Raw genomic sequence first — 17323 nt, 5'->3', positions numbered from 1 at the left:
GGTCAAGATGTCTGAGCGGTGGCTTTGCGCAGCATGTCCGCCGCTCGTGCAAAATTTGGTCGATCACGCAGCAGGGTGGCTACAACAGGATCTGACCAATCAATATGGTCAAGTGCCCTGGCAATTTCTGCGATGCCATAGTCCTGCTGATTTGCGCCACCTGAATGCAAAACGGTCTTTAGGGAAGACAATCCAAACGTAAGCAAGTCGTCCGCGCGTTGCCCTTTTGGCCCGTCGGGCTCCGGGTCCCATAGCGAGCCATGGGTCATCCAGCGGCGGGCTGTGTGCAACAGGTTGCTAAAGCCCACATAAAAGCTTCCAACGCCGATATAGTTCTCTAGCGTATAAACGCGATGTGTGAACTTTCCGGGCAAGAACAGGGTTTCACCAGGGCGGATGACGAACCAGCAGGCACTTTTCAGAGACAAAAAAGCCTCGGCATCGAACCGGGCGCGGGTTGTCACACTGATCCGTTCAACATCGTCCAGACCAGCTGCAAGCCCTTCATAAGTGTCCCATGCCAGCCACAATTTGCTTCCGATGCAGCAATGATTGCAAACCGCCATATCATCTGAATGAGAGTCGGTCAGTTTACCAGCTGTGCTGAACACTGCAGTCAGCATTTCCAATTCGCGAATGCTTTCGGAAGCACCGGACATGAGATTCCACGGTTGCAGGAAATCCACGTCAAAGAACTCGGAGAGCGCGCTGTCTCGAACCGGGAGGTCTGTGACGCCCATGATAACGCCAGACTGCCGCCAGCGTTGCAGGATTTCCGCGATACTCAGGTCCCGCTTTTCGTCACTTGTTCCCAATCGAACCGGATAAGTCTCTGAGGAAGTGCACTTACTCAACCGGGTCGCCAACTGCTCTGGTGTGCAGAATATGGCACCGTCGCTTTTACGCGCCATGGGCTGAGGGAAATCCCGGTAAAGCGCTGGGGCTTGTTTGGCCATGTTGTCGAACAGGTGCCGTTTTTGAAATGGAGCGGGCTTTAATTCCATGTCCAAAAGCCTTTGCCCAGATCCTTCGGGGAACCGAAGCGCGTTATCGATCTTCCTGAGCTTGCGGAAAAACGCCAGAACGTCCTCTTTCGATTGAGCGGTGTCTGCGCTCTGTCTTTCACGCAACATTCGGAGATCTCCCGCCTAACCGCTCAAGATGCTTCTGTGCTCTTTTCAGGTCGACTGTAGGGTTGCTTGTGTCGACTGCGGCCAGTGCCCGCTTGAGGAACACCAGATCGGGCCATCCCGGATCCTGGGTCGACGCGTGATCTGCCATGCTGAGCGCGGTTTTGAGCATGAGGCTTGCAGCCCCCTGTTCTTCCGCAAGTGTGAAGGCGTCAAGAAAGCACAAGCGCGCGCCATCACGGTCTTGGTTTGAACCCAGCAACAAAAGCTCTCCTTTGACGCGCTGCGCTTCGGGCGATAGCCAGGGTTGTTTGGTGATAATGTCGTCCACCAAGTCCAGCCCGGCGTTTTTCTTACCCGTTTCAAGATGAACCTTAGCTTCAAGCAACGTACAAAACCCTTGCTGCCAAGTATTTGACATAAGGGCCAGCCCGTCATCATGAAGCCCTTTTTTCGCAAGTGCCCAGCCTTTCAGATTAAGGCTCCACTCGACAAAGAAAGGATAGTTGTGGCGTTTTGATTGTTCGATTATTTCGTCTGATACCTCAATCAGGGCATCATATTCAGAACTGAAATGCAGCAGGACTCCACGCATCGCCAGTGAGTACACAATGGATTGTTTATAAGCGATTTTCTTTGCCAGTTCCAGCGACCGATCCGCAAACTCAACGGCCTTTTTCGTATGACCCATATACCACCGGTTGAACGACAAAAAGCACAAGCTTTCGACGCCGGGGTCCTCGCCGGTCTGGATGGACAGCGATTGAAAACGTGTGGGATCATAAATTTCGACAGATTTGGACAGATGTGTTTCAGCCTGTCGGTGATCACCCCGTAGTGTAGAGGTTACTCCACACAGGTTCCGGGCCACCAGTTTTGAGACTTCGTCATCTCGCTGCTTGGCAAAATCCAAGCAAAGATCTGCAAGTTCCTGCGCGCGTGCATAGTCCGACCCAACCTGCGCTGAGTTCCACATTCCATAAAGAATTTCATGCAAACAGGTCTTGTCTTCACCGGAATTGGTAAGCTGCCAGGCGTCTTCATAGGCCTGAACAGTTTCAGGCGCAGTATAGCCTTTTACGCTTGTCAGTGCTGCGCCATAGTTCGTAAGCAATTCGATTTTTTGACGTCTCTTTTCTTGATTTGACGGCTTGTTATCGATCAAAGCAAGCGCTTGCTCAAAGTGGCTGATCGCTTCTGTCGTGGCCGAGTGTTCCATCGCGCGGCGCCCGGCCGCTTCCCAATACCTCAGCGCTTTTTCTGTGTTGTTTGCCCTGCCAAAGTGTTGGGCCAGAATTTCCGGAGAATTCTTGATTGACTCAGTGCTGGAGTTCTCAAGAACAAATCCGATGCGCGCATGCAATTCGCGCCGGGCCTTGCGTGTGAGGCCATCGTAAATGGCGTCTTGAACCAACGCGTGTTTGAACTTGAAAACACCGTCCACCGTGTCCGAAGCAGCAACCAACAGGCCAGCGTCGATCAAAACTGCTAGAATGCGGCGCGCTTCGTCGCGTTTTACCCTGGAAATTCTGGACAGAAGAAGTTCAGAGAACTCCCGGCCAATCACGGCGGCACAGCCTACGAGTTTGCGTGCCTCGGGTGACCTGTCCAAACGTGAAAGCAATGAGTCGTACAGTGTTGCCGGGATCGTCACGTAGTCACGCTGACCGAAAGTGCCCTGCTTTACACCTGTGTCTGAAGCCATGTTGGCACAGACGGTCTTGGTCAGTTCCTCGAGAAAGAATGGAATACCGTCCGACTTATGCAAAATTTGCTGTTCCAGTTGCTCTGAGATGGGCATGCCCGGAGACCAGTTTCGAATGATCTGGATGCCCTGTGCGCGAGAGAGCCGGTTGAGCCTCAAACTGGAAACGGAATTCTGGCGATTGATTTCACCGATTTCATCCTGTCGTGATGTAATGACCAGAAATGCCCTGTGGTTGGGTATTTCAGCAGCAAGGGCATGCAGAAGCTCCAAAGACGTGGGGTCTGCCCAATGCGCATCTTCAAAAAGGATGATCTTTGGTCGGCCATCATTGGAGTGCAGAAGAATCTTGACGAGGCACCTGATGCTCTCGGCTTTCTGCCTTTCGGTCGACATAGCCGCAGGCGCGTCCTTGTGGGTGTCGAAAAACAGCATATTTGCGATCGTTTCACGATCCTGGTGATCGTGGATGCCTTTTCCGCTTAAGAATGCGTAGAGCTTAACCAGTTTCTTTTCGTCTTTATCGGCGTCGGTTATGTGCGCTTTGGTGGCTACGTAGTCCATAACAGGATGAAGGTAGCTGTTAGTGTAGTAGGACCGACACTCCATCTGCACGGTTTCAGCGTTCACTGAGGCGCTCTGCGTCAGAAGAGCGGTTGTGATCGCTGACTTTCCGATCCCGGCTTCGCCGGAAACTATTGCGATTTGCCCGTCGCCTTCTACGGTTGTCGCCCACAAGTCATTCAGAATTCCAATTTCGTGGGCGCGGCCAATAATCTCACGAGGGAACTCTCTGCTTTGATGAGAGGGGCGTTCGCTGCTGCCAACAGTTCCCAACACTTCGTAGATTTTATGGGGCTCTTCAATTCCGCGCAGTGTTATTCCTTCGTGCAACTGAAAATTGAACCTCTGCCACGCCAAGGAGGCTGTGGTGGAACTTACAAAAACTGAATTCGGCTGCGCCGCACCCTGAAGTCGTGCTGCAAAGTTCGGCGTAAAGCCCAGGATATCAATATCTTCGGATTTTCCCGTTGTTTTCTTGTTCAGTAGAACCTTGCCAGTTGCGATGCCAACACGCACAGCCAGCCTTCTGGAGATTTCAAGGTTTGAATCTTCACTGTATTTTTCAATTGCTTTGACAATATCCAGCCCGGCGTGAATTGCGCGTTCAGCGCCATCTTCGTAGGCATGCGGGTGGCCAAAAAAGGCCATCATCCCATCGCCAAGTCTAAAGGCCACAAACCCATCATAGCGTTCGACGGCAGCGGTCCACAGCGCCCGGCATTCCGAGATCGCCTCGCTCAGATCTTCCGAGTCGAACGTATTTGAAAGTGCCGTCCACCCCACCAAATCGCTGAAAAGGACCGTTATCTGCCGATGCTCAGTTGTGGTTTCTGCATTTGTGTCCAGTCCGCGAACAGGTGCGGTGTCAGATTTGGTTTCAAATGACGCCCGGTAGTGCCGCCGGAACCGCAGACGGTCTCCGATTGGAATTCCAAGCTCAATAAAGTCGGCATCCGTAAGCTCACCGATCATATCCGGTTCAATCGCGGCCTTTTTCATGATGTCGGCGTATTTCCCCAGCCCGGCTTGTTCCAGCCAACTGGACAGGGAGGGAACGATTGGTGACATCTTCAGACAAATCCTGTGCTTTGATTCAAATCCAGTTCTTCAGACGTTTATACGTCAGCACCTTAGCCTAATTGGGCTGGTGGCAGTTAATGTTTCAGTAAATTGGTCTTCTTTGAATTGTGCTTTAGTACCGCTAATCGGTTGAGATATCTAGGCTCTTGTCTGACAATCTTTGGGATTGTTGCTTTAGCGCGGGTTAAAGCTGGTCAAGATTACCGATGCGGAAACCTCTAAGACGGGACCTGATCGGCTGTTCGTATCACATCTTTCACCAGTATCGAGGAAGGCCCCGGTGCTGACAAGCACAACTCGGAAAAGGTAACTATGCCGCCGACCCATCTTGAGGCTTGTTCGAAAAGCCGAGGCTTTGTCCTAGGTGTGCGGGCAAGGGTGATGTGGCGCCGATCTGGGCCAGTGTCAAGCTGGTTTCCTGTGATATCACATCCCACAATTCCCGCAGCCCTGCCTCGCCCTTCGCGGCGATGGCGTACAACAGGATGCGCCCCAAAAAGGTGAAATCAGCGCCCGAAGCCAGTACTTTCACGACGTCTTCACCACTGCGTAAACCGCTGTCGTAGAAAAGAGGGAATTGCGGGCCAACGGCCTGACGAATGGCGGGCAACGCCAGAACCGGGGGAATGGCTGAGTCCAGTTGCCGACCGCCATGACTGGAAACTTGAATGGCATCTACCCCAGCCTGTTTTAGCCGCAGCGCGTCTTCGGCATCCAGGACACCTTTTACAACCAGCTTGCCTGCCCATCGGTCACGCAGGCGAGCGAGATAATCCCAATCTGCGCGGGCGCGAGATTCGGTGCGGTCAAAAGTGCCGTCGGGGAAATTCGCCATTTGTGGTTTGCCACGGAAAAGAGTGCTTAGTGACCAGCGTGGATGCATGGCGAAATCGACAAATTGCCGTGGTCCGATCCGAAACGGCATCTTGAAACCGTGGCGCAGTTCGCGCGGACGTCGGCCAACTTCTGGCACGTCCAGGGTCAGAACCAATGTGCCATAGCCAGCCGCTTTGGCCCGGTCCACAAGACCCATCGCGCTGCTGCCGTCGCCGCTGAAGTAAAGTTGGAACCACGCGTGGCCTTCAGCGACTTCGATGATCTTTTCCAACGGAGTCGATGCCACGGTCGAAACCCCATGTGGGATTTTGTAGTCGGCCGCCAGACGTGCCAGCATTAGGTCCGCTCCGGGCGCGGCCAGATTGCACATACCCATGGGAGAGATGCCAAACGGCCTAGCAGCGGCATGGTCAAAGACGGGAAGGTCCAGGCTTCGGTCGCTGACATCCACCAGCACCCGTGTACGCAGGCGAATGTCCTGCAAGGCGCGCCGGTTCAACTCCGCGCCGTGCTCTTCACCCGCGTTGCCATCCATATAATCAAACACCATCCAAGGCAGACGCCGGCGGGCGATCCGCCTGGCATCCGCGCTGGAATGGATCTGGCCGGACGGCAGCATGGTCGAGACCTCAGGCCTGAACAGCTTTCATGAAGCGGTCACGGATCACCACCGGGTCCATGGTGATGACGGGCATCTTGGCATTGCCGCTTTCGCATTTGGCCACGATGATGGTCATCTTGTCTCCGGCCAGCGCGTCTTCGACAGCCTGTTTTGTATCCTCGGCCCGGCATTCGACCACATTCTCGCAGCCGCAGGCGGAAGCGACCGCCGCCAAAGAGGTTTTCTGCCCCGCATAGGTCGGCTGATCGCCGGTGGAGCCATATGATCCGTTATCAACGATCAGCAGGATGAAATTGTCCGCCACATTGTTGGCGATCGTGGGCAAAGTCCCGAAATTGGTCAGAACTGAGCCGTCTCCATCGATGGCAATCACCTTTTTGTCCTGCGCAAGCGCCAATCCCAAGCCGATGCTGGATGCCAAACCCATTGTGCCAAGCATATAGAAATTGGTGGGCTGATCGTCGATGGCGTGCAGTTCCTGGCTGGGGATGCCGATGTTACAGACCACCAGCTGGTCGCGGATGACAGGAGCAATTTCTTTCAGAATCTCGGATCGGATCATTGGTCTCCGTAGCCTCCCCAGAAGGATGCGTCGGTCAGAATGGCGACCGGCTTGTTGCACATGAAGGTGTATTTCAGGATCGTATCCAGCTCATCCGCGTCACTTTCCTTATGGAAGTGATAGGTCGGGATGTTGAGCTGGGCCAGCAGCGCCTTGGTGTGCACCGCCATTTCAACCTGGCAGGCCACTGGCTCGCGCAGCTCGCCCCGGTATGAAATGAGCATCGGCAGCGGCATCCGGTAATACTGGATCAACGTGGCCAGCGTATTGATTGTCACGCCGATCGCGGTGTTCTGCATGATAATGGCGGGTCGCTTGCCCCCCATCCACGCCCCGGCACACAGGCCCATGCCTTCGTCTTCTTTGTTTGAGGGGATGTGAAAGATCTCTGGGCGCGCTTCGACCTCGTCGATGACACCGGCCAACTGCTTGCAGGGCACGGTGGTCACGAAGCTGATGTCATTGGCCACCAGATCATCAACGATTTTGCTGTGGATGGACATTGTCAGTTCCTTTGTTCACTGACATTCATATCGCGTAAAACGTATGCTTTATTCAATTTAAATTTACTTTACCCTGAATAAAGAGATAGTTTAGTGCGATTTCTAACCATGAGCGAGTGGTTTCATGAGCATCACGCTGTACAAAACCCTGATTGCAATCGCTGAGACTGGCAGTTTTGCGGCCGCCGCCGACAAGGTCTATGTGTCTCAGGCGGCGATTGGACAGCAAATGAAACGGCTTGAGGATCAACTGCAGATCACATTGTTCGACCGCAGCGAACGCACCCCCAGGCTCAATCAAACCGGTTGGGCGCTGGTGCCCAAGGCAAAAGAGCTGGTGCGTGCCTATGACACTATCCTGGACGGCGTGGCTGGTGACGCTGCTTTTGGTGGTGAGTTCAATCTTGGAGCTGTGTCTTCGACCATCCGCAGATTGATTCCAACCACTGTCCGTCGCTTGTTGGAAACTCACCCAGAGCTTCGCGTTCACGTAACTTCGGCCTTGTCCGGAGATTTGCAGACTCAGGTTGAACGCGGCGTGATCGACGCGGCAGTATTGAGTTCGCCGGAAGCCCTGACTTCAGAACTGGAATGGCACCCCTTTGCGGACGAAGAACTGGTGCTGGTGACTTCTCCCGAGGTGACCGATACCGATCCGACGCGAATCCTTGCAGAGCAGCCTTTTGTGCGTCACGCCCGGGATGGGACGGTGGGTGTTCTGGCCGATACTTGGCTGGCCCGAAACGGAATCCGGGTGAGATACGCCATGGAAATGAAATCTTTGGAGGATCTCACAAGCATGGTGGCGCATAACTTGGGCGTTTCTATCGTGCCGAACCTGTGTATGCCCGATCCGGAATTCGCACGGTTGCGTAAGATACCTTTGGACGGCAAACCCGTTTCCCGTGCGCTTGGTGTCTTGCTGCGTGCCGACAGTCCCAGAAAGCGACTAATCAACCTGTTTGTCGACGAAATCCGTACGTCTGTGGCGCAGCGTCCGGCTGCGCACAGTGGTTAAGGTGCGGGGCGCTAGGTTTTTTCAACGGGGTCATCTACGCGAGCGTCCTCGTCAAAACCTGCCTCTTCTTCCTGAACCAAGGTTTCAGCTTGCAAGACACCGGGTTGGGCCGCGCCGATAATGCCCACAACTTGCACTTCACCAGTTTCAGATGGTGCGGCGACTTGAAAGCGTCGGATTAACGCAATCAGCGCAACAGAAAGCCCGATACTGGCCAAGAGCACCTGTAATCCGCGACCTCCGAACAATGATATGGCGTTTGGGCCCAACATGGTTCCGACCAATAGCCCAATGTTCAGCAGCAGAACCATGGTGCCGCTGGCGGGTACGATTTGGGACAATCGGAGTTGATCATTCGCATGAGCGGTCAGGATCGAATAGGTCGGGTACAATCCGATGGCGATCGCTACAAAGCCGTAAACGATATATGAGGGAGACGTGTTGACCGCCATCCATGCCCCAGACACCGCCACGATAACACCCAAGCCGATGACAACGTAGCGCCTGTCAGTGTGATCGGATATCCAGCCCACAGGGTATTGAACAACAGCACCGGCAATCAGTGCCGCCACCAGGGCACCCGAGGCCTGTGCGGCTGAAAACCCTTGTTGCAAGGCGTACAAAGGCAAGGTGATGTAATGTGCCGAGACGCCGATGCTGACCAGAACGATGCCAATTACAGCGATGGGCGAGACCTTGTATAATCGCGTCACAGGCATGCGTTCCGGAACCGTATAGTCTGGCGCTTTGTTGCCGGAAAGTAGCAGCGGTACGATAGACAAAGAAATAAGGATCGAGACGGTGCCGAACAGCAGATTGCCCGTCGGATCAGGAAAGCCAACAAGCGCGGTACCTAACGCAGGCCCTGCAAGCTGGATAATGAAGTAGAGCGACAGCACTTGCGCACGCGTATTGTTTTCGGATTTGGCGTTCAGCCAGCTTTCGGTGATCACGTAGAGCCCAGGGTAACAGAACCCTCCCAAAAAGCGCATGACGCTCCAACTAACGGCGTCGCTGGTCAGCAGGTGTACGATTGCTGCGATGGACACCAAAGATGCAAGCGCTGAAAAGGCCCGAATATGCCCGACGTTTTCCACCAGACGCGGGGCCATCGCCGTTCCCGCAAGCGCGCCCAGAGGATAACTGGCCTGCATGACAGAGATGGTAAAGTCGCTAAATCCCAGGCTTGCCCCGCGAATTGTAAGCAGAGTTGCCAACAGGCCATTGGCGACCATCAGCATGAGCATCCCTAAGAACAGGGCCCAGTTTTCATTTAGTGCGCGTATCATGCCCCATGGCTAGTGCGGACCGGATTTGGAATATACCAATCCCGCGACATGCGGATGTCGCGACGAGCCAAAGACAAATCTTTCAGTTTAAATCCGGCACTTTGCCAGTCGTTCAGGAATGCTCAGACCGGAAGGCAACAGAGATCCAACAGTCTTTGGAAACCCGCGTTATCAAGCCCGTCGAATTGCAGCGCCAGTTCTGCGATTTCTTGCGCACGTTCCGCGCCAAGCACAGGGTCGGCAAGATCGTGGAATTTGGCTCGAATCTCAGCGTCGCTGAGGGGCATATCCGCGTCTCCACGCGGCGTTCGGGCAGCATCCTGGATGCGGCGGCCATCGTTCAACACCAAAGTGACTTGAGCCCATCGTTTGTCGGTGCTGATGCGGGTCATCTCGGGGTCGTCAATCAGCTCAATGGTGCGGCTGACGCGCAGGATGTCCGGGTCGCGCAGAGCTGCTGCGCAGAGCTCTTCGATCCCGACCTTGCCCCGCACAATCATTGCAGCCACCGGAAACGCGATCGCATAAGCAAATTCGTCCTGATTTGCGGGCTCATGCCCAGCCAGACGGGTGGCATAGTGGAAGGTGCGGATTTCGACGCGTTCAATCTGGGTATGAGACAGGTTGTGGTGTCGCATCATCTCTTTGACGGAGTCGAGTGACGGATGTGCCCAGCGACAACAGGGATACGCTTTGTAATGCGTGTGATCGACCAACCGCCAGCCAGATCCCAGATCAGCCCAGAAAGCGGCTGCGTCCTCGCCTTCACAGGTCAGGGCAGGGGCACCAGTAAAGCCTTCCATCGCAAGATAAGCCGCCGTTACACCAGACGGCGCGCCCCATCCAACCCCATCCCGCACCATGGTCGGATGATCAATGCAGCGCATCATCTGGCTGCGCGGGCCGTGGTATTCCCCAATGCCAGCTGCTTGGCGGATTTGCTCGGCTGTTCCTCCAAGTAACTTGACACCTGCTGCCGCAACGCCGACGGCAGTCCATGCCCCGGATGTGTGGTAGTCAGCGCAGGTCGCGTGCTGCGCCAACCCTGCGCGGTAGGAGAGTTCGTACGCGGTGGCCAGCACCTCGGCAAAGCGGCGACCGCTTATTTGTGGGGCGCTGGCTTGAGCCATAGCGATCAGGGCGGGAAAGATCGCTGACCCCGCATGACCCTTGCAAGGTGTTGTGCCGTCGTGTGCGTCAATGCTGTCTACAGTGAACGCCCCGGCCATAGCTGCGCCAACCGGGCTGACCGCCCGCCCATCCATAAGCATCTGTGAGTGTCCGGCCCCACCTGCGCCAAAAATCAGCGGCGCAACGCGTCGCGCGATATCTGACAGTTCTGTAGTGGACCCGACGGCTGCGACCCCCATCGTATCAAGAAATGATCTGCGCAGTGTCCACAGTGCTTCTTCGGGCAAATCATCGTAGTGCAGGCCAGCGGCGAACATGTCAAATCTCTGGCTCATGAAATAATGTCCTCGCAAATTCCGGCCCCGGTGAAGCGACCATTATCCCGAGCGGGTCGAAAAACAAGACGTTCCCATTTCGATTTGGCGGTTACGGAGCTCGATGAGAAACACTCAATTTCTTGGGCCGGGGCGAGTTCAATCCAGAGATACCCATAGAACCTTTGCGTCTTCCTTGCTGGTCGAAATACATCCATGTCCCATCCCGCTGTCATAATACAGTGAATCCCCGGCCTTCATCGGCAGCGGCCGATAGTGTTCCGACAGAAAGATCAGCTCACCGCTTAGGACATACATGAACTCCTCGCCGGAATGGCGCACAAGCGGATCGAACTCGGACATATCTCGTGCCCGGATCGTCGCAATATAGGGCAGCATGCGTTTGCTGGTCAGGTCCGAACACAGCAGTTCGTGCAGATAGGTCGCGGTTTCCCGGGTCTCGCCCTGACCTTTGGCCGTGAAATCGCGCCGGCCCGATATGCCGGATTGGCCTGTTTCCAAGAACAACTGTGGTGGGTTCATATCCAACGCCTGGGTCAGGCGGCGCACGATCTCGAAGCTGGGCTTGGTTTGGTTGTTTTCAATCTTTGACAAAGTGGAACGACCGATTCCCGCTGCGCGCCCGGCCTCTTCCAAAGTCCAGCCTTTTTCCCGCCGTGCATCGCGAATGGACCGGCCCAACGCCGCGCCTTCGTCCTCTTCGTCTTGGACAGAACCTTCATTCCAATGGTCGTCGCCCATCAATTTCCTCCCGATTTATCGCAGGTTACAGATTCCCCCGTAAACACGCAATATCACGAATATGAGAATTATGTTGCTAAGAGGAGCGAAATTCCACTATTGGAAACAAAGTTTCGAGCTCAGGATTCGAAAGCGGAGGAGGAAACCATGTTCAAAACGTCGCTGAAAGAGGCTGATCCCGTCATCGCTGCGTCGATTGACCGTGAGGGCGCGCGCCAGGCCGAGCAGATTGAGCTCATCGCATCCGAGAACATCGTTTCTCAGGCCGTGATCGAGGCGCAGGGCTCTGTCCTGACCAACAAATACGCCGAAGGATATTCGGGCCGCCGGTATTATGGCGGATGCGAGTATGTTGACGAGGTCGAATCTGAAGCGATTGAGCGGCTGAAAAAGCTGTTTGGTTGTGAATATGCGAACGTTCAGCCCCATTCGGGTGCGCAGGCGAATGGCGCGGTCAAACTGGCGCTGCTGCAACCCGGTGACACCATTCTGGGCATGTCGCTGGATGCTGGCGGCCACCTGACCCATGGTGCGAAACCTGCCCAATCCGGCAAATGGTTCCGCCCAATCCAATATGGTCTGACCGAAGCTGGCCTGATCGACTATGATCAGGTTGAGGCACTGGCCAAAGCAGAAAAGCCCAAACTGATAATTGCGGGCGCGTCGGCCTATTCGCAAAAGATCGATTTCGCCCGCTTCCGCGCTATCGCTGATGAGGTCGGTGCCTGGTTGCTGGCTGACATGGCACATATTGCGGGTCTGGTCGCAACTGGCCTGCACCCTTCGCCTATCGGTCACGCGCATGTGGTGACATCGACCACGCACAAAACCCTGCGCGGCCCGCGTGGCGGCATCATTTTGACCAACGACGAGGCGCTGGCAAAGAAGATCAACTCGGCGGTATTCCCCGGCCTGCAAGGTGGTCCGCTGATGCATGTAATCGCAGGCAAGGCTGTGGCTTTCGGTGAAGCATTGAAGCCTGAATTCAAGGACTACATGCAGCGTGTGGTCGACAGTGCATCGGCTCTGGCAGATGTGATGATCGCGCGCGGGTGCGACATCGTTTCCGGCGGCACCGAAAACCACCTGATGCTAGTCGATCTGCGCCCAATCGGCGTAACCGGTAAAGACGCCGAAGCCGCGCTGGAACGTGCGGGTTTCACTTGCAACAAGAACAGCGTGCCCGGCGATCCGCAAAAGCCAACCATCACCAGCGGCATTCGTCTGGGTACCGCAGCCGGTTGCAGCCGGGGCTTCGGGCCAGAAGAGTTCAAACAGATCGGCAACCTGATCGGTGATGTTCTGGATGCACTGGCCAAATCACAGGAAGGCGATGCCGCCGTTGAACGGGCAACCCGCGAACAAGTCCGCGCGCTCTGCACCAGCTATCCGATTTACTGAAAGACGACGAAATGACTTATGACCTGATTGTCATCGGCGGTGGACCGGGCGGTTATGTTGCCGCCATCCGCGCAGCCCAGCTGGGCTTGAAAGTGGCGTGTGTCGAAGGGCGCGGGGCACTGGGTGGCACTTGTCTGAATGTGGGGTGCATACCCTCCAAAGCGTTGCTGACCTCCTCGGCCAAATTTGCCGAACTCTCCCATCTCTCCTCCCATGGCATTGAGGTCGGGGAGGCCAGCATAGACGTCCCTGCAATGATGGGGCGCAAGGACAAGATCGTTGGCGATTTGACCAAGGGCATCGCATTTCTGTTCAAGAAAAACGGCGTGGATCTGATCGAAGGCTGGGCAAGCATTCCGGCGGCAGGACAGGTCAAAGTGGGTGACGAGGTTCATGAGACCAAGAACATCCTGATTGCTACGGGGTCCGAGCCTACGCCATTGCCGGGGATCGAGATTGACGAACAGAACGTCCTGAGTTCGACTGGCGCGATTGCGCTGGACAGCGTGCCGGATCATCTGGTGGTGATCGGGGCTGGCGTGATTGGTCTGGAACTGGGTCAGGTCTGGGAGCGATTGGGCGCGAAGGTCACGGTTGTTGAGTATCTGGACCGCATCCTTCCTGGCATTGACGGTGAAATTGCCAAATTGGCGCAAAGGGCGCTCAGCAAGCGCGGTTTGAAGTTCCAGTTGGGGCGTGCCCTGAAATCCGTTGAAGAAAACGCGACTGGTCTGACATTGACCGTGGATCGCGTCGGTAAAGACAAAGAAGAGGTGATCGAAGCCGACAAGGTTCTGATCGCCGTTGGTCGTCGTCCCGTAACTCGTGGACTGGGCTTGGAAGAGCTTGGCGTCGCAGTCGACCCGCGCGGCTTCATCGAAGTGGACGGCAAGTTCCAGACATCTGTTCCGGGCATCTATGCCATCGGCGACTGTGTCCCCGGACCGATGTTGGCTCATAAGGCTGAAGAAGATGGCGTTGCTTGTGTTGAAATGCTTGCGGGGGAAGCCGGACATGTCGATTACAACACGGTTCCGGGTGTGGTTTACACAGACCCCGAGGTCGCCTCTGTCGGTTTGACCGAAGAAGCTTTGAAAGAGGCAGGCACCGAATACGCCGTTGGCAAGTTTGCCTTCATGGCCAACTCGCGTGCCCGCTCTACCGGTGAGACAGACGGTGCGGTCAAGGTTTTGGCAGACCCGAACGGCAAAATCTTGGGCGCGCATATCTGCGGGGCGCATGGCGGCGATCTGATCGCTGAATTGGTTTTGGCCATGACCAAGGGCGCCACCGTGACAGAGGTCGCAGCAACCTGTCACGCGCATCCAGCGATGGGAGAGGCGGTCAAAGAAGCCTGCCTGGACGCCCTGGGCCGCGCAATCCACGCGTAAGAAAGAACAGCCAGATGACTATCCAGCTTCGCCCTCGCCACCCTGAAAAGGCCAAAAAGGCTGACAGTGTCATCCCGCGCAAACCCAAGTGGATTCGCAAGAAAAAGGGCGATAGCGCCGAGTATTACGAAACCCGCCGCCTGATGCGCGAACATAATCTGGCGACCGTTTGCGAAGAGGCTGCCTGCCCGAATATCGGCGAGTGCTGGTCCAAGCGTCACGCCACCATGATGATCATGGGAGAGGTCTGCACACGCGGGTGTTCCTTCTGCAACGTCTCCACGGGCCGTCCCGATGCGCTGGATGCGTTTGAACCGGGTAGGGTTGCCGCGGCGGTGAAAAAATTGGGCCTGCGCCACGTGGTCATTACCTCTGTCGACCGCGATGATCTGGACGATGGCGGAGCCGAACATATCGCGCAGACCATTCGCGCCGTGCGTCATCAGAACCCGAGCACCACGGTCGAGGTTTTGACCCCTGATTTTCTGGGAAAAGGTACCGCCTCAGATATCGTATTTGACGCGGCACCGGATGTTTTCAACCACAATCTGGAAACTGTGCCGCATCTTTATCCAACGGTACGTCCCGGTGCGCGGTATTATACTTCGCTGCGTCTTCTGGATGATGCGAAACGCGCCAATCCCGAGATTTTCACCAAATCCGGCCTGATGGTGGGCTTGGGTGAAAGCCTGAATGACGTGCGGCAGGTCATGGATGACCTGCGCGCCGCTCAAGTCGATTTTCTGACGGTCGGCCAATACCTGCAACCGACCCCGAAACATCATCCAATTGACCGGTTCTGGTCACCGGAGGAGTTCGCCCAACTGGAACAGATCGCACGTTCCAAGGGCTTCCTGCACGTGTCGGCAACCCCGCTGACCCGTTCATCGTTCCACGCGGACGAAGACTTCGCTGCTCTTAAGCAAGCCCGCCAGCGGGCCATCGCAAACAGGGCATAACCAAACGCAAATGGGAGGGAAACCATGGAAGCGTTAACTTCAATCACAGGGGCCATCAATGGCGTCGTATGGGGGCCGTGGATGCTGGCGCTCATCCTTGGCGTCGGCTTCTTCCTACAGGTGGGCCTGAAATTCATGCCGATCCTGCGCATTGGCACGGGCTTCAGCCTGCTGTTCAAAGGGCGGGAAGGTCAGGGCGAAGGGCAGATTAGCCCGTTCAACGCGCTGATGACCTCGCTGTCGGCGACCATCGGTACAGGTAACATTGCCGGTGTGGCCACTGCTGTCTTCCTGGGCGGTCCGGGCGCCTTGTTCTGGATGTGGATGACCGCCCTGGTGGGCATGGCCACCAAATATGCCGAAGCTGTCTGCGCGGTGAAATATCGCGAAAAAGACGAGCTGGGCAACTATGTCGGCGGCCCGATGTACTACATCAAAAATGGTCTGGGCGCGAAATGGGCCTGGTTGGGCGTTGCCTTCGCTCTGTTCGGCGGCATTGCGGCCTTCGGCATCGGCAATGGCGTTCAAGCCAACGGTGTTGCACAGGTTCTGGAAACAAACTTCGGCATCAATGAATCGATCACAGGCATTGTGCTGATGATCCTGACCGCCGCCGTTATTTTGGGTGGTATCACTCGCATCGGTGCTGTTGCAGGTAAACTGGTTCCGTTTATGGCCATTGCCTACATCGTTGCGGGCCTGCTGGTTCTGCTGATCAACATCGGTTCAATCGGCGCAGCGCTGAGCGATGTGTTCACTTATGCGTTCACGCCTTGGGCTGCCAAGGGCGGCGCAGCTGGTGCAGCAGTGTGGCTTGCCATCCGCTTTGGTGTGGCGCGCGGTGTCTTCTCGAACGAAGCTGGTCTGGGTTCTGCCCCGATCGCCCATGCCGCAGCCGAGACCAAGGGACCTGTAAATCAGGGCCTGATCGCGATGCTGGGGACATTCATCGACACGATCATCGTGTGCTCGATCACGGGTCTGGCGATCATCGCTTCGGGCGCATTGGATGCATCGGTTGCGGATTTCGTGGCCAATGGTGAAACCGAAGGATACAAAGCGATTTCCGGCGCAGCTCTGACGTCGCTGGCCTTTGAAACCACTCTGCCGGGTATCGGTGGGTATCTGATTGCAATCGCTCTGTCGATCTTTGCATTCACCACCATCCTGGGCTGGTCCTTCTATGGCGAGAAATGCGTTGAGTTTCTGCTGGGTGTTAAATCCCTGCTGCCTTACCGCATCCTGTGGATCGTCGCGATCTACTTCGGCGCAACAGCAGATTTGGGCTTTGTCTGGCTGCTGGCAGATACGCTGAACGCTATGATGGCTATCCCGAACTTGATCGCTCTGGCCTTGCTGAGCCCAATCGTCTTCAAGCTGACGAAAGAGTTCTTCGCCTCGAACGGTCAATCGGAAGAGCCCGGCGGAAAAGCTGCCGAATAAGCTCGGCCCTGACGAATGCGGGGGGCCACACCGGCCCCCCGGTTTTGAAACAGAATTCCATACCTCGAGGAGAGACGTGATGGCCACGAAAATCCTGCTGCCTATTGATCACAACGACGAACGCTCGTGGAAGAACGCCCTGCCGCTCGCGCTGGAACAGGCCAAGTTCTACGGTGCCGAGCTGCACGCCGTAGCCGTCATCCCCGAGATCATCCAGCTGCCGAACCTGCCTGCTAACTATGGCGCTGGCGCGAAAGATCACGTTCGCAACGCGGTTCAGGCCATCTTGGATCACGGCAATGCCTCCGACGTGCACGTGCATGTCGAAGAAGGCAGTGTTTACCGCGAAATTCTGAAACTCGCCTACAAGGATGGCTTTGACCTGATCATCATGGCCTCGACCAAAGGCGATTTCCCGAACTACGAGATTGGCCCGAACCTGGCCCGTGTGGTGCGCAATGCGCATTGCACAGTCACAGTCGTTCGCGACCAATCCCGTTGATTGAAAGGTTGGTATGATGACCGATATTAGACGCACGCCCTTGTACGATTTGCATGTTGAGTTGGGTGGTAAGATGGTTGATTTTGCGGGTTGGGAGATGCCTGTCCAGT

The 17323-nt window shown here is 55.8% G+C and carries 14 protein-coding genes; 6 read left to right on the top strand and 8 right to left on the bottom strand.

The genetic code is table 11. From position 1 onward, the window contains the following. Positions 1-2: 2 nt before the first annotated feature. The 5 genes from GS636_RS21195 to comD all read right to left on the bottom strand — a co-directional run bounded on the left by GS636_RS21195 (position 3) and on the right by comD (position 7003). Positions 3-1133 (bottom strand): hypothetical protein, encoded by a 1131-nt coding sequence (locus tag GS636_RS21195; RefSeq protein WP_171672460.1) that lies wholly within the window; start codon positions 1131-1133, stop codon positions 3-5. Beyond that, positions 1123-4467, bottom strand: a complete 3345-nt coding sequence (locus tag GS636_RS21190) for an adenylate/guanylate cyclase domain-containing protein (protein WP_171672457.1) — start codon at positions 4465-4467, stop codon at positions 1123-1125. The genes GS636_RS21195 and GS636_RS21190 overlap by 11 nt, the downstream gene beginning before the upstream one ends. A gap of 322 nt (positions 4468-4789) precedes the next feature. Continuing rightward, positions 4790-5935: an alpha-hydroxy acid oxidase gene (locus GS636_RS21185; RefSeq protein WP_371808763.1), complete on the bottom strand. Its 1146-nt coding sequence runs from the start codon at positions 5933-5935 to the stop codon at positions 4790-4792. Between the two features lie 10 nt (positions 5936-5945). Beyond that, a complete protein-coding gene (comE, locus tag GS636_RS21180) occupies positions 5946-6500 on the bottom strand; it encodes a sulfopyruvate decarboxylase subunit beta (protein WP_171187480.1) in 555 nt (184 codons plus the stop codon). Then, positions 6497-7003: a sulfopyruvate decarboxylase subunit alpha gene (gene comD, locus GS636_RS21175; RefSeq protein WP_171095649.1), complete on the bottom strand. Its 507-nt coding sequence runs from the start codon at positions 7001-7003 to the stop codon at positions 6497-6499. Before comD ends, comE begins: the two co-directional genes overlap by 4 nt. 124 nt (positions 7004-7127) lie before the next feature. Here comD and GS636_RS21170 point away from each other — a divergent pair, with 124 nt between their 5' ends. Beyond that, entirely contained in the window at positions 7128-8021 is an 894-nt protein-coding gene (locus GS636_RS21170; RefSeq protein ID WP_171672455.1) for a LysR family transcriptional regulator, read from the top strand. Between the two features lie 11 nt (positions 8022-8032). Here the strand turns inward: GS636_RS21170 and GS636_RS21165 are convergent, their stop codons facing one another. From GS636_RS21165 to GS636_RS21155, 3 genes are all read right to left on the bottom strand, one after another. After that, positions 8033-9310 (bottom strand): MFS transporter, encoded by a 1278-nt coding sequence (locus tag GS636_RS21165; RefSeq protein ID WP_171672452.1) that lies wholly within the window; start codon positions 9308-9310, stop codon positions 8033-8035. 122 nt (positions 9311-9432) lie between these two features. Further along, positions 9433-10776, bottom strand: coding sequence for an MmgE/PrpD family protein (locus GS636_RS21160; RefSeq protein WP_171672449.1), 1344 nt, complete (start codon positions 10774-10776; stop codon positions 9433-9435). Positions 10777-10914: 138 nt separating this feature from the next. Then, the gene (locus GS636_RS21155) at positions 10915-11517 is read right to left on the bottom strand and encodes a helix-turn-helix domain-containing protein (RefSeq protein ID WP_171095657.1); all 603 of its coding nucleotides are present in this window, start codon (positions 11515-11517) and stop codon (positions 10915-10917) included. A gap of 147 nt (positions 11518-11664) precedes the next feature. Between GS636_RS21155 and glyA the strand changes: the two genes are divergently transcribed. From glyA to GS636_RS21130, 5 genes are all read left to right on the top strand, one after another. Beyond that, positions 11665-12918 (top strand): serine hydroxymethyltransferase, encoded by a 1254-nt coding sequence (gene glyA, locus GS636_RS21150; RefSeq protein WP_171672447.1) that lies wholly within the window; start codon positions 11665-11667, stop codon positions 12916-12918. An 11-nt stretch (positions 12919-12929) separates the two neighbouring features. Further along, positions 12930-14309 (top strand): dihydrolipoyl dehydrogenase, encoded by a 1380-nt coding sequence (gene lpdA / locus GS636_RS21145; RefSeq protein ID WP_171672445.1) that lies wholly within the window; start codon positions 12930-12932, stop codon positions 14307-14309. 14 nt (positions 14310-14323) lie between these two features. Beyond that, positions 14324-15268: a lipoyl synthase gene (lipA, locus tag GS636_RS21140; protein WP_171672442.1), complete on the top strand. Its 945-nt coding sequence runs from the start codon at positions 14324-14326 to the stop codon at positions 15266-15268. Positions 15269-15292: 24 nt separating this feature from the next. After that, entirely contained in the window at positions 15293-16711 is a 1419-nt protein-coding gene (locus GS636_RS21135) for a sodium:alanine symporter family protein (protein WP_171095665.1), read from the top strand. A 79-nt stretch (positions 16712-16790) separates the two neighbouring features. Continuing rightward, a complete protein-coding gene (locus GS636_RS21130; RefSeq protein WP_171095667.1) occupies positions 16791-17213 on the top strand; it encodes a universal stress protein in 423 nt (140 codons plus the stop codon). Positions 17214-17323: the final 110 nt, after the last annotated feature.

Source organism: Ruegeria sp. HKCCD4884 (assembly GCF_013110855.1).
GTDB lineage: Bacteria > Pseudomonadota > Alphaproteobacteria > Rhodobacterales > Rhodobacteraceae > Ruegeria.
Note: the sequence above shows the minus strand (reverse complement) of the source record. Positions and strands in the feature narration are given on the sequence as shown.